Here is a 13,286-nt window from a genome sequence, read left to right as displayed (position 1 = left end):
GCTACAAAAAGTGACTGAGGACAAGATGATAGAAGTGGTAGATGGGCAACGTCAGCTCAAGGGTTGTAAACGAATCGTTGTTAAAATCGGATCATCTTTACTCACAGCCAATGGGCAAGGTTTAGATTTGGATGCAATCTCGCATTGGGCGGGACAAATTGCAGATCTACACAATGCTGGACACGAAATTATTTTAGTGTCATCGGGAGCTGTGGCTGAAGGTATGGTGCGAATGAAACTTGAGCATCGACCCACCGATCTACCCAGTCTTCAGGCATGCGCTGCCATTGGTCAAATGGGCTTGATTCAAACTTGGTCAAGTGTGCTGGAAAAACACCAGATTCAAACTGCACAAGTCCTATTAACCCATGATGATTTGGCAGATCGTCGTCGTTATTTAAACTCGTGCGATGCATTGCAAAACCTGATTGAATGGCGCGTGATACCAGTCATTAATGAAAATGACACAGTGTCTACTGACGAAATTCGCTTTGGTGATAACGACACTTTGGCTGCGATGGTGGCAGGGCAGGTACATGCAGATTTGTTGATTATTTTGACCGATCAGCAAGGCATGTTTGACTCCGACCCACGTTCTAATCCAAACGCAAAACTGTTCCATACTGTACGCGCTTTAGATGAAAGTCTGTTTGATATGGCGGGTGGTGGCGGCAAGTTCGGGCGCGGCGGCATGCTGACCAAAGTCCGTGCAGCGCGTTTAGCGGCTAAATCGGGTTGTCCAACTTTAATTGCCAGTGGTGAAAGTGACAACGTGCTTGCGCGTTTAATGGCGGGCGAAATGTTGGGTACGCTGTTCATTACCGACAATGACCGTATTACGGCGCATCAACAGTGGTTGGCGGCACACTTACAAACAGCAGGACGTTTGGTGATTGATGATGGCGCAGTCAAAGCCATTAAAGAAAACCACCGCAGTTTATTGCCTGTGGGTGTAAAAGCGGTAGAAGGGCATTTTGAACGTGGCGATGTGGTGGAGTGTGTAGATACACAGGGTCATCGTGTCGCTGTGGGACGTGTTAATTTTAGTTCGCGTTCAGCTGACTTGGTCAAAGGCTTGGCTTCTGACAAAGTGCATCAGGTGTTAGGCGAGGCACGTTCGTTGGAGATGATTCACCGCAATCACATGGCGATTTATTGATGATGCTGTAAGTTATCATTCAATTGAAGTTATCAAAAAAAACCGCTTGGAATATCCAAGCGGTTTTTTATTACTTAAGCAATTCATGTCATGCTTCAAGTTTATTTAAACTGAATCGTTCCATTTGCATTGACTGTAATTTTAGATTCACCTGCTGCCATATCTTGATCAGCTACAGCCGTTTCTGCGACTGCAAATTTTGCCATGCTTGCGCGCATAACAGGCTGCGGGAAATAAGAATTGGTGTTTAGGTTCAAGTTTACCAAGTTATAGCCCGATTTATTCCAAGCCTGACTTAACATTTGCGCACGTTGTTGAAAGTTTTTAGATGCTTCGACCATCAACTCATTTTCAACTTTTTTACGTTGTGCATCAGACACGCTAAAATTAATAGATTGGGTCTGAAAGTTTTGTTGTAGCTCGCTCACCAATTGGCTTGCGGCTTTAAAATCGGTACTTTGTACCCGTACCTCTGCACGACCGCGCCATTCTTTTAACTTACGACTGTCATTGTCGTAAATTGGATAGGTGGTTTGTGAGCCCGTTTCAACTTTCACTTGTGGATACTTACGTGCAGTTGCAATGGCTTGGTTCATTAACTGGTTAATTTGTGATGCAAGTTCAGCAGGCTGTTTGTGACTTTTTTCAATATATAACACAGCGTGCATTTGATCATTTGAAACTTCGCGTGTAGCTTCGGCTTGAACATTGACGATATTGTAATTTAAAGATTCATTTTGTTGGGCAAAAGCAGTGCTTGCAGCACCAACAGCCAACAGGGTAGCAGCGAGAGAAAGTAAGCGCATATTTTGACCTATTATTCAGGGGATCAGGATTTATGAAAAGCGTTTGAATTGATTTAAATAGTAACTTTGCTTTGTGAGGATTTTTAGTTGAATTTGTGGTGGCTTTGTAAAATATGCGTTAAAAATTGCAGCAAAAAAGCATTTATAAAATTCAATAAAAATAATGATCTATACTATTTTGAAAATAAATGCTGCATGACTTGAGAGATTGTGCAAAAAAACGTATAAAGGAAGTGGAAAGAGTTAAATTTTCTTTCCTTTGTCACAATGTAAGATGATAATTCAATCGAATCATCTGCAAGATATGTTTTTTCGATGAAATTAGGCAATATTTGGGTTAAACCTGTTTATTTTCTAGAAAAATTAGGTATTATCCCGCTTCCTAGTCTTGAAGAACAAAACTCTATCTCGCTAGATCAAAAAAGCACCGAGTCAAAGGACCGCAAGTCACCAGACTTATTTCTTTCAACCCATATCAGAGATGGTAATTCGATATGAGCGTTACTTCTGTAAACCCTGCCAACCATTCCACAAACGAATACTACTTGACTCGCCAAAGTCAGATGGAATCGAATGTGCGTAGTTATCCTCGTAAATTACCGTTAGCGATAGCGAAAGCACTGGGTTGTTGGGTTACCGATGTTGAAGGTACTGAGTACCTAGATTGTTTGGCTGGGGCAGGAACCTTGGCATTGGGCCATAACCATCCTGCGGTGGTTCAAAGCATCCAAGACACTTTAGCGAGTGGTTTGCCATTACATACCCTAGATTTAACGACACCTTTGAAAGATGCTTTTACTGAAGCGTTACTTTCACACATGCCTGGTGGTCAAGAAGAATACTGCTTGCAGTTCTGTGGTCCTACAGGTGCAGATGGCACAGAAGCGGCAATCAAACTTGCAAAAACCTATACAGGTCGTAGCTCAGTCATCAGCTTCTCAGGTGGCTATCATGGTATGACTCATGGTTCATTGGCGATGACAGGTAACTTGTCTGCAAAAAACGCAGTCAATGGTTTAATGCCTGGTGTTCAATTTATGCCATATCCGCATGAATACCGCTGCCCACTTGGTATTGGCGGTGAAGCGGGTGTAGATGCTTTAACGTATTATTTTGAAAACTTCATTGAAGATGTAGAAAGCGGTGTAACTAAGCCTGCAGCTGTGATTCTTGAAGCAATTCAAGGTGAAGGCGGTGTAGTAACTGCACCAATTAAATGGTTGAAAAAAATCCGCGAAGTGACTGAAAAGCACAACATCGTTTTAATTTTAGACGAAGTTCAAGCGGGCTTTGCACGTTCAGGCAAAATGTTTGCATTTGAACATGCAGGTATTGAGCCAGACGTGATTGTAATGTCTAAAGCTGTTGGTGGTGGTTTGCCATTGGCTGTACTTGCAATTAAACGTAAGTTTGACGCATGGCAGCCTGCAGGTCACACGGGTACTTTCCGTGGTAACCAATTGGCAATGGGTACTGGTCTTGTGGTGCTTAAAACCATTAAAGAACAAAACCTTGCACAAAATGCGCAAGAGCGTGGTGAGTTCTTACAAGCTGAATTGAAAAAATTAGCTGTTGAATTCCCATGTATTGGTAACGTGCGTGGTCGCGGTTTAATGATTGGTATCGAAATTGTAGATGAACGCCAAGAAAAAGACCGTTTAGGTGCTTATCCAGCAGACTCTCAATTGGCTGCTGCTGTTCAAGCTGCATGTTTTGACAACAAATTGTTGCTTGAGAAAGGTGGTCGTGGTGGTACGGTAATCCGTTTACTTTGTCCACTCATCATTACTCAAGAAGAGTGTGTAGAAGTCATCGCTCGCTTCAAGAAAGCAGTTGCTGAAGCGTTAGTCGCAGTTCGAGGCGCATAAGTTTATGGTAGATTTTGCAGAACATCGTAAAGCGTTACTCTGCAATGATGCTCAATCCATTGCTGACTACAGTGCAGCAATGGAACAAGCGACTCAAGCAGTCGCGGCATGGTTGCAAAATGACAAAATGTACACAGGCGGCAGCATTAAAGAATTGCGTGAAGCGATTTCTTTCCAGCCTGCAAAACAAGGTTTGGGTGTACAAAAGTCATTGGAACGCATGGTTGAGCTTTTCTTAAACAAAAGTTTAAAAGTTCATCATCCACATTCTTTGGCACATTTGCATTGTCCAACTATGGTGGCAAGCCAAATTGCAGAAGTTCTCATTAACGCAACCAACCAATCTATGGACTCTTGGGATCAAAGCCCTGCAGGTTCATTGATGGAAGTACAACTAATTGACTGGTTACGTCAAAAAGTTGGCTATGGTGCAGGTCAAGCGGGCGTGTTCACTTCAGGTGGTACGCAGTCTAACTTGATGGGTGTGTTATTGGCGCGTGATGCGTGTATTGCAAAGAACTGGAAAGATGAAAACGGTAATCCGTGGTCTGTTCAGCGCGATGGTATTCCAAGCGATGCAATGCGTAATGTGAAAGTCATTTGTTCTGAAAATGCACACTTCTCTGTGCAAAAGAACATGGCGATGATGGGTATGGGCTTCCAATCGGTTGTTACTGTACCTGTTAATGAAAATGCACAAATGGACGTGGTTGCACTTGAGCAAACCATGGCGCATTTAAAATCTGAAGGTAAGATCGTTGCGTGTGTGGTTGCGACTGCAGGTACAACCGATGCAGGCGCGATTGATCCGCTTAAAAAGATTCGTGACATCACTAATCAATATGGCGCGTGGATGCACATTGACGCAGCTTGGGGTGGTGCATTAATTCTTTCTAACAGTCATCGTGACATGCTTGATGGTATTGAGTTATCAGACTCTGTAACACTGGATTTCCATAAGCATTATTTCCAAACAATCTCGTGTGGTGCGTTTTTGCTAAAAGATGAAGCGAACTATCGTTTCATGCACTATGAAGCAGAATATTTGAACTCTGCTTATGATGAAGAACATGGCGTACCAAACTTGGTGTCTAAGTCATTGCAAACAACGCGTCGTTTTGATGCGTTGAAACTTTGGATGACGATTGAAGCATTAGGTGAAGAGCTTTACGGTTCTATGATTGATCATGGTGTGAAGCTAACCCGTGACGTTGCTGATTATATTAAAGCGACTCCAGGTTTAGAATTGTTGGTTGAACCACAATTTGCTTCAGTGTTGTTCCGTGTTGTGCCTGAAGGTTATCCTGCAGAGTTCTTGGATAGCTTGAACCAAAACGTGGCAGATGAATTATTTGCACGTGGTGAGGCCAATATTGGTGTAACTAAAGTCGGTAATGTTCAATCATTGAAGATGACGACTTTAAGTCCAGTGGCAACACTTGAAAACGTGAAAAACTTGTTAGGCCTAGTATTGGCAGAAGCAGATCGCATTAAAGATGCGATTGTCGCGGGTACTTATACGCCACCAATCGACTAATGCTTTCATTATTCAGATTGTTATGAAATACAACAAAAGAAGTCACTACGGTGGCTTTTTTTGTGTCTGATTAAAAATATTGCAGTGAAGTGTTGTACCGTTCTTGCTTGAATTTTGTGATGGATTGGGTGTTTTGGGCTCAAATAATGCACTGCGGATGTCATAAAAATTACGCAATTGGCGAATAAACCATCAATTTTGGTAGAAAAAACCATAAATAATTGATGACATTGGCATGAATTATTACAATTTGAAATTTAAATACTGAAAAAAAATAAGCACTCTAGTGTTTTATTAGTTATTGATTTTAAATCATTTAAAAATTATTTCAGATACGAAAAGCAAATATAACCAAAGCGTAACAAAGCTGTAACATGGTTGTCATATTATAAAACCACAATGCAGTTATCGAAATAAGTACAAAACTTAATAACAAGTGACGTACTCCGAACTTGCATACTATGAGAGAGAACAGAATGCGCTTTACTAACATCGCCATTGCTTTAGCCGTATCTGCAGCAGCTGTAACAACTGCTAACGCAGCTCGTGACACCATCCAAATCGCGGGTTCTTCAACCGTTCTACCATACGCAAGTATTGTAGCAGAAGAATTTGGTAATACTTTCCCACAATTCAAAACTCCAGTTGTTGGTTCAGGCGGTTCTTCAGGTGGTTTGAAGCAGTTCTGTACAGGTGTGGGTGATAACACAATCGACATCGCGAACTCATCTCGTAAAATTAAAGATTCAGAATTAGCTGCTTGTAAAAAAGCAGGCGTAAACCAAGTTTTAGAAATTAAAATTGGTTACGACGGTATCGTATTTGCTTCTAACGCAAACAAAGCGGCTTACAAATTAAAGCCTTACCATGTATATGCAGCAATTGCAGCTCAATTACCATCTAAAGGTAAAATGGTTGCTAACCCATATACACGTTGGAACCAAATTGACAAAACACTTCCAAACGAGCCTATTACACTTGTAATTCCAGCGTCTAACCACGGTACACGTGAAGTGTTCCAAGAGAAAATGGTTGATGCAGGCTGTGAAGCTTATGCTGCAATCAAAGCATTAGACAAAGATGCGCAAAAGAAAGCGTGTACTACTTTCCGTAAGGATGGTCGTGTAATCGAAATCGCGGGTGACTACACAGAAACACTGGCACGTTTGAAAACTTCTCCAAGCGCAGTAGGTGTATTCGGCTTAGGTTTCTATGACCAAAACCGTGACCGTTTACGTGTTGCAACTGTAAACAACGTAGCGCCATCTGAAAACACAATTTTAAATGGTTCTTACCCTGTATCACGTCCATTGTTCTTCTACGTGAAAGGTGAGCACCTTAAATCAATCAAAGGTTTACCGCAATTTACTGAATACTTCTTGAGCAAGAAAGTATCTGGTAAAGGTTCTAAATTAGACAAAGCAGGTTTGATCTCTATGTCTGACAAAGAGCGTGCACAAGTTCTTGCTAACTTCAAAGCTGGTAAAGCGGTTAAGTAATTTGAGTTAAAGCAGCTGATGGCAGGGAACAACCTGCCATCGGCTTTTTGCTAAGAAATGTTTTTTCAAAAACACAAATTGAAAAAACAGTGGAGAATACATGAATCTGCTACTCATAGGTGTGTTATTGGCGATTATCGCCGTAGCCTATCAAATCGGGTTAAGCAAGAGCCGTAACCTAGCAGGTAAGGGAAATAACTCTGCAATGTTACATTCACGCCCAGGATATTATGGCGCGTTGGTAGCATTATGGTGTGGTATTCCTGCTTTTTTAATTTTGATTGTTTGGAACTTGGTTGAACCAAGTATTCTAGAGCAAGTGGTAATTAATAATGTGCCAGCGCACATTGCTGCAAGCCTAGACCCTGCAAGTACAAGTGTTTTGGTTGATCGCGTACAAGCCATTGCATCTGGTTTTGGTGTAAGTGATACACCTGCTGCATACGAAGTTGCAGCGGCAGAGCAATTAGCGAAAATTGAAACCATTGGTTCTTATGCCAAACTTGCGGTGGTGATCTGTGCGGCCTTATTTGGTTTGCTGTGGGCAAAGAAACGTGTTTCACAACAATTCCGCGCACGTAACCAAGTTGAAAAAATCATCAACATTTCTTTGGCATTATGTTCTGGTGTTGCGATTCTAACTACGGTTGGTATTGTGATGTCCATGTTCAGTGAAGCGATGCGATTCTTTAGTTTCGTTAGCCCACTGGATTTCTTCTTTGGTACAGTCTGGAACCCTGGTTTTAGCACCTCGGGTAGTGCAGATGGCAGTTATGGTTTACTTCCATTACTGTGGGGCACATTGATGGTGAGTGGTATTGCTTTATTAGTTGCAGTACCTATTGGTTTAATGATCGCCATTTACCTTGCAGAATATGCATCGCCTAAATTCCGTGCATGGGCAAAGCCGACCATTGAAGTTTTAGCAGGTATTCCGACCATTGTGTACGGTGTATTTGCCATGATGATCATCGGCCCGTTCCTTAAAACTGCGGGTGCAATCATTGGACTAGATATTAATGCCACGAGTGCATTAACCGCTGGTTTAGTGATGGGCATCATGATTATTCCTTTTTTATCTTCATTGTCTGATGACATTATTACGCAAGTGCCGCGTGCGCTGCGTGATGGTTCTTTAGGCTTAGGTGCAACCAAATCTGAAACCATTCGTCGCGTGGTGATGCCAGCTGCATTACCAGGGGTGATTGGTGCATTCTTACTTGCTGCGTCACGTGCAATTGGCGAAACCATGATTGTGGTGTTGGCTGCAGGTAATAGTCCTTTACTACACGCAAACCCATTAGAAGCGGTATCTACGGTTACGATTACGATTGTGAACCAATTAACAGGTGATACAGATTTCGCAAGTCCGCAGGCATTGGTTGCTTTCGCACTTGGTTTGACCCTGTTCGTGATTACCTTAGGTTTGAACATTGTTGCACTATACATCGTGCGTAAATATCGTGAGCAATACGACTAATGAGTACTTCAAATACATCGTCTTTGGATCAGTTAGATCCACAAGCTGCTGCCGAATTACGTGAACAACGTAAAAAAACCATCGCCAGTTCATTGGGTAAGCGTCATCGTAAGGAAAAAACCTTCCGCTTGATGGGTTTCTCGGCAGTTATTGCAGGTTTATTCTTTGTCGTATTGTTATTCGGCAGTATCTTATCTAAAGGTTTGCCTGCGTTCTGGCAAAGCAGCATGAGCCTTCCAATTTACTTCGATCCAGCGATTGTCAATGCAGGTCCAAAACCTAAGGCGATTGCAGGCGAGTCACCAGCACAATACGAAGACCGTATGATTGCGTGGCAAACCGAAATGGGTATGGTCGATTGGGATGCTTTAATTGTGAATGGTATTGTAGCGAAAGACAAAGCGCTAGAAGCTAAGCGTGATGATCTTGGTTACTTATATACCAGTTCTGAAGCATACCGTCTTCGTGACATGGTCTTGGCAGATCCTTCTTTAATTGGCCAAACCAAAGAAGTGAAAGTGCTTGCAGATGCCAACGTCGATGTATGGCTAGAAGGCAAGATTGACCGCAGCTTACCAGATGAGCAGCAACAATTAAGCCCTGAAGTACGTCAATTGGCAGATCAGCTCGAATCACAAGGTATTATTGAAAGTACTTTCAATACCAATATTTTTGTTAGCCCAGACTCACGTAGTTCTCCAGCGACTTCTGGTTTGGCAGGTGCATTCATGGGTTCATTATTCATGATGCTGATTGTGATCTTTATTTCGATTCCAATTGGTGTTGCATCAGCAATTTACTTAGAAGAATTTGCGCCAAAAAATGCGATTACTGATATTATTGAAGTGAACATCAATAACTTGGCCGCTGTACCTTCTATTGTATTTGGTTTGTTGGGTGCTGCGATCTTTATTGGTTGGATGCATTTACCATTGTCTGCACCATTGGTCGGTGGTTTGGTACTGAGTTTAATGACTTTACCAACCGTGATTATTACCACGCGAGCATCATTAAAAGCAGTGCCACCGTCTATTCGTCAAGCTGCTTTAGGTTTGGGTGCTTCTCGTTTACAAACTGTGTTCCACCACGTACTCCCACTTGCATTGCCGGGTATTTTAACGGGTGCAATTATTGGTGTCGCACAAGCTTTAGGTGAAACCGCACCATTGTTATTAATTGGTATGAGTGCTTTCGTTGCCAGTGTACCAGCAACTCCACTTGATCAATCTACTGCGTTACCTGTGCAAATTTTCTTATGGCAGGGTAATGAATTGCGTAACTTCTTCGAGGGACGTACCGCTGCAGCCATTATCGTACTACTTGCGCTAATGATTGGCTTAAACAGCCTTGCAATTTGGTTACGTAAGAAGTTTGAAGTACGCTGGTAATTGAGGGCAGAGAATATGAATGCTGTAGCAAGCACAGAAAAACAGAATTCCTTAGAACAGGATAAGCAAGTGAATCCACAACAAAGCCAATTTACATCTACCGATGTAGAACAGAAGCAATCATCGACTTCGTTTGTTTCACAATTTGATACGCAAACTTCAAGCAAAAAAGAAGCGAAATCTTCAAATGTAAAGTTAAGCACCAATGACGTGCATGTGTATTATGGTGAGTCTGAAGCCATCAAAGGTATTGATTTAAATATCTATGAAAATGAAGTGATTGCATTTATTGGTCCATCGGGTTGTGGTAAATCGACTTTCTTGCGTACTTTAAACCGTATGAACGACACGATTGATAGCTGTCGTGTGACGGGTAAAGTAATGTTGGATAACCAAGATATTTACGATCCGAACTTAGACGTGGTGTTATTGCGTGCACAAGTGGGCATGGTGTTCCAGAAACCAAACCCATTCCCAAAATCAATTTTTGAAAACGTAGCCTATGGCCCTAAACTGCATGGTTTAGCACGTGATAAGTACGATTTAGAAGAAATTGTAGAAAACAGCTTGCGTAAAGCAGGTTTGTGGGATGAAGTGAAAGATCGTTTGAATCAACCAGGCACAGGTCTTTCTGGTGGTCAGCAACAACGTCTTTGTATTGCGCGTACCATTGCGGTAAGTCCAGAAGTAATTTTGATGGATGAACCATGTTCGGCACTTGACCCAATTGCAACGGCAAAAGTAGAAGAGCTAATTTCTGAACTTTCTACTCAATATACGATTGCGATTGTAACGCACTCAATGCAACAGGCAGCGCGTGTATCTGACCGTACCGCATACTTCCATTTAGGTGATTTGATTGAAGTGAATGCAACTGAAAAAGTATTTACTCAGCCAGACCATCAATTAACAGAAGCATATATTACAGGTCGTTTTGGTTAATCTGCTTAAGTCCTGAAAGCTATTAAAACAGAATCTTAGGATTCTGTTTTTTTGTTATAGTATTGATTGTTTTGTACGCGCAGCGAAAATAAAAAATGCAGTTTCCTTCACAAGAAGAACGACAACAGGCAAAACCAGCACGCCAAGCCACGAAAAAAATAATCGATGCCTTGTTTGGATTTCAACATAGTGCAGAGACGATAGCAGCACTTTTGGTTTTGCTGAGTATTTTATTGGCAACGTTTTTTAACCATGATGGGTGGTTTCCAACTTCTCAAAGCCTCAATATGAGCAATTATCATCGTTGGTTGTATGATCAATTTGTGATAGTTTCAGGTGTGATAGTGCTTGTTGTTTATTTTAGGGTACAGCAGCAAGCAAGTGATCCCCATTTTCGGCAGGCTTGGCGAGACTATATCGATGCCAATGCTAAATTTAAGTTTTATCGCTATGTAAAAGCACAACAAAAAAATAAGTTACCGTTCTTGCACAGTGCAGTAGGTGAATTTCTTTGCGTAATGTGTTTCTGCGTAGGTTTAGTGTGTTTCTATTCAATGCTTACACCTTCAGATCATGAGCGTAGAGGTAGTTTTCTACTGTTTGGTTGGTGGCCGATCAACGCACTTATTATTGGGATTTGCTATCAGGGGCAAATTTGGTTTGCTGTACGTTTAATGGCTGTTCGGCAGATTTCTAAACGATATTTACGATTGATTCAAAAAGAAGCTGCTTTAAGATAGAAAAAGTATTGAAAAAGTCGAAATTGACCTAATGTAGTCCTAATAAACCGAATTAAATTGAGAACTCATTTTTATGTTATTTCATTTACCTAAACTACCTGCCGAAATTCGGATTAGTCATTTGAATGCGCGAATTAATGAACAACGAAAAAAAATTGCGCAAACCACGGCATCTAAACTCGAGCTATTACAACTTTCACAACAAATGGCACGTGAAGCGCGCGCCCGTAAAAAGAACAATCAAAAAATTTATGTGTTGGATTTTAAAGGTGATACTGCTGCGTCTGCTGTAGAGCAATTGCGTGAAGAAATCACCCTAATTTTGGCAACGGCCAAAGCTGGACGTGACCGTGTTGTGGTACGTTTGGAAAGTCCAGGCGGTATGGTGCATGGTTATGGGCTTGCAGCTGCACAATTGGTACGTTTGCGTGATGCAGGTTTCCATCTCACGATTTGCGTCGATAAAGTCGCAGCAAGTGGTGGCTATATGATGGCATGTATTGGTTCAGAAATTGTGTCAGCGCCATTTGCGATTTTGGGTTCTATTGGCGTAGTGGCACAAGTGCCTAACTTTAATCGCTTGCTCAAAGAAAAAAATATAGATTTTGAGATGTACACAGCAGGTCAATACAAACGCACTGTGACCATGTTTGGTGAAAATACCGAAGAAGGCAAGGCTAAGTTTGAAGAAGAATTGCAACAAACTCATGTACTATTTAAACACTTTGTCGAAAAATACCGTCCACAACTGAATGTTGAAAAAGTGGCAACAGGTGAGCATTGGTATGGTCAGGATGCACTGGATTTAAACTTGGTAGATAAGTTACAAACCTCAGATGAATACTTACTAAGTTTGTTGCCACAGCATGATATTTATGTGATTCAAACCCGTAAAAAGCCAACTTTGGGTGAAAAACTGGGTTTGCAAGCTGCACAAATGGCAGACAGTTTGATTCCTGCAGTGATGAATAAACTGGTTGATAGCCTAAGCAAAGCCAACAGCAGTTTGTTGCAAATCCGTGATCCTAAACTGTAATAGTGATGATCTAACTTCTAAAATTTATCTAAAAATTGCGCTCAATTGAGCGCAATTTTTTTATTCACTTTTATTCAAAAATATAGGGTCTTTGATTTAAGCATCTTAATTTTCAATTCAGCTTGATGTTATATCTTTGTGATAAGAACAAAACCACCTTGATAGATTGAATATGCAAACAAATAGTGTGCCCGCGAAGCAATCAACATCTACAGATTTAATGATTCGCTTTTTGCATGTGGTGATGCTGCTAAGTTTTACAGGGGCTTACTTAACAGGTGATGCGGAAGAATGGCATCAGTTACATATGGCTTTTGGCTATACGTTGGGGATTAGTTTAGCTTTACGAATCGTATGGCAGGTGTTGAGTATGTTGAACAGCACACAGCCGACAGGAATTTCTAAACGTTTAGGCATGATTCAACAATTTGTAAAACGCGATTGGAAACAGCCACAGCAGTTTTTTTCATTACCGTTTTTAAAGTCAGGCAGTTCCAGTGCGTTTCAATTCAGTATTTTGTTGATTTGGTTGGCATTGCCTTTAACTGTGTTGGTTGGATTTTTCACCGATTATACCCAAAGTCATACTTTAAAAGAGCTACATGAATTTGCAGCAAATTTATTCTTAGCTGCGGTATTGGTGCATTTAGCGAGCTTAACTGTAAGCGTCCGCTGAACCCCATGCCTATTTTTTAATTCGGTTCAGGTTTCCAGCGGTGTGGTAGCAATTCTTCAATCTGAGTCACTTTATGTGTCGGCAACCTTTTCAGCACATCACTTAAATAGGCATAGGGATCCAGCCCATTCAGCTTTGCTGACTGGATTAATGTC

General features: G+C 41.4%; 12 protein-coding genes. 10 read left to right on the top strand and 2 right to left on the bottom strand.

Annotation, left to right across the window (positions count from 1 at the left end; genetic code table 11):
• The first annotated feature begins 25 nt into the window (after nt 1-25).
• The gene (gene proB, locus FTU98_RS03080) at nt 26-1,159 is read left to right on the top strand and encodes a glutamate 5-kinase (protein WP_178865599.1); all 1,134 of its coding nucleotides are present in this window, start codon (nt 26-28) and stop codon (nt 1,157-1,159) included.
• Between the two features lie 101 nt (nt 1,160-1,260).
• On the opposite strand, the gene FTU98_RS03075 is transcribed toward proB, so the two are convergent.
• Nucleotides 1,261-1,965, bottom strand: coding sequence for an SIMPL domain-containing protein (locus FTU98_RS03075; RefSeq protein WP_179989310.1), 705 nt, complete (start codon nt 1,963-1,965; stop codon nt 1,261-1,263).
• A 494-nt stretch (nt 1,966-2,459) separates the two neighbouring features.
• Between FTU98_RS03075 and FTU98_RS03070 the strand changes: the two genes are divergently transcribed.
• The 9 genes from FTU98_RS03070 to FTU98_RS03030 all read left to right on the top strand — a co-directional run bounded on the left by FTU98_RS03070 (nt 2,460) and on the right by FTU98_RS03030 (nt 13,131).
• Nucleotides 2,460-3,833 carry a diaminobutyrate--2-oxoglutarate transaminase gene (locus FTU98_RS03070; RefSeq protein ID WP_004971681.1) on the top strand — a complete coding sequence of 458 codons (1,374 nt, stop codon included), beginning with the start codon at nt 2,460-2,462 and terminating at the stop codon, nt 3,831-3,833.
• A gap of 4 nt (nt 3,834-3,837) precedes the next feature.
• On the top strand, nt 3,838-5,370 hold the full coding sequence (locus tag FTU98_RS03065) for an aspartate aminotransferase family protein (RefSeq protein WP_167845913.1): 1,533 nt from the start codon (nt 3,838-3,840) through the stop codon (nt 5,368-5,370).
• Nucleotides 5,371-5,846: 476 nt separating this feature from the next.
• Nucleotides 5,847-6,869, top strand: coding sequence for a substrate-binding domain-containing protein (locus FTU98_RS03060; protein ID WP_096901088.1), 1,023 nt, complete (start codon nt 5,847-5,849; stop codon nt 6,867-6,869).
• 100 nt (nt 6,870-6,969) lie between these two features.
• Nucleotides 6,970-8,349 (top strand): phosphate ABC transporter permease subunit PstC, encoded by a 1,380-nt coding sequence (gene pstC / locus FTU98_RS03055; RefSeq protein ID WP_180050395.1) that lies wholly within the window; start codon nt 6,970-6,972, stop codon nt 8,347-8,349.
• Nucleotides 8,349-9,737, top strand: a complete 1,389-nt coding sequence (pstA, locus tag FTU98_RS03050) for a phosphate ABC transporter permease PstA (RefSeq protein WP_167845916.1) — start codon at nt 8,349-8,351, stop codon at nt 9,735-9,737. Before pstC ends, pstA begins: the two co-directional genes overlap by 1 nt.
• Nucleotides 9,738-9,752: 15 nt before the next feature.
• Nucleotides 9,753-10,679 carry a phosphate ABC transporter ATP-binding protein PstB gene (gene pstB / locus FTU98_RS03045; RefSeq protein WP_004971671.1) on the top strand — a complete coding sequence of 309 codons (927 nt, stop codon included), beginning with the start codon at nt 9,753-9,755 and terminating at the stop codon, nt 10,677-10,679.
• Between the two features lie 95 nt (nt 10,680-10,774).
• Nucleotides 10,775-11,419, top strand: a complete 645-nt coding sequence (locus FTU98_RS03040) for a hypothetical protein (RefSeq protein WP_131261147.1) — start codon at nt 10,775-10,777, stop codon at nt 11,417-11,419.
• Nucleotides 11,420-11,492: 73 nt separating this feature from the next.
• Entirely contained in the window at nt 11,493-12,455 is a 963-nt protein-coding gene (gene sohB, locus FTU98_RS03035; RefSeq protein WP_004971667.1) for a protease SohB, read from the top strand.
• Nucleotides 12,456-12,627: 172 nt separating this feature from the next.
• Nucleotides 12,628-13,131, top strand: a complete 504-nt coding sequence (locus FTU98_RS03030; RefSeq protein WP_257220004.1) for a cytochrome b/b6 domain-containing protein — start codon at nt 12,628-12,630, stop codon at nt 13,129-13,131.
• A 16-nt stretch (nt 13,132-13,147) separates the two neighbouring features.
• Here FTU98_RS03030 and FTU98_RS03025 read toward each other — a convergent pair.
• Nucleotides 13,148-13,286, bottom strand: a 139-nt coding sequence (locus FTU98_RS03025) for a transposase domain-containing protein (protein ID WP_180050393.1), incomplete at its 5' end; no start/stop codon positions are given.

The sequence above is a fragment of the Acinetobacter sp. YH12211 genome, assembly GCF_013418015.1.
In the GTDB taxonomy this organism is placed as follows: domain Bacteria; phylum Pseudomonadota; class Gammaproteobacteria; order Pseudomonadales; family Moraxellaceae; genus Acinetobacter; species Acinetobacter towneri.
This window is presented reverse-complemented; position numbering and strand designations above follow the sequence as displayed.

Coding starts and splice junctions, on each gene's coding strand:
- FTU98_RS03040 (WP_131261147.1), top strand. CDS start 10,775: ATGCAGTTTCCTTCACAAGAAGAACGACAACAGGCAAAACCAGCACGC.
- pstC (WP_180050395.1), top strand. CDS start 6,970: ATGAATCTGCTACTCATAGGTGTGTTATTGGCGATTATCGCCGTAGCC.
- pstA (WP_167845916.1), top strand. CDS start 8,349: ATGAGTACTTCAAATACATCGTCTTTGGATCAGTTAGATCCACAAGCT.
- FTU98_RS03075 (WP_179989310.1), bottom strand. CDS start 1,965: ATGCGCTTACTTTCTCTCGCTGCTACCCTGTTGGCTGTTGGTGCTGCA.
- pstB (WP_004971671.1), top strand. CDS start 9,753: ATGAATGCTGTAGCAAGCACAGAAAAACAGAATTCCTTAGAACAGGAT.
- FTU98_RS03065 (WP_167845913.1), top strand. CDS start 3,838: ATGGTAGATTTTGCAGAACATCGTAAAGCGTTACTCTGCAATGATGCT.
- FTU98_RS03060 (WP_096901088.1), top strand. CDS start 5,847: ATGCGCTTTACTAACATCGCCATTGCTTTAGCCGTATCTGCAGCAGCT.
- FTU98_RS03030 (WP_257220004.1), top strand. CDS start 12,628: ATGCAAACAAATAGTGTGCCCGCGAAGCAATCAACATCTACAGATTTA.
- proB (WP_178865599.1), top strand. CDS start 26: ATGATAGAAGTGGTAGATGGGCAACGTCAGCTCAAGGGTTGTAAACGA.
- FTU98_RS03070 (WP_004971681.1), top strand. CDS start 2,460: ATGAGCGTTACTTCTGTAAACCCTGCCAACCATTCCACAAACGAATAC.
- sohB (WP_004971667.1), top strand. CDS start 11,493: ATGTTATTTCATTTACCTAAACTACCTGCCGAAATTCGGATTAGTCAT.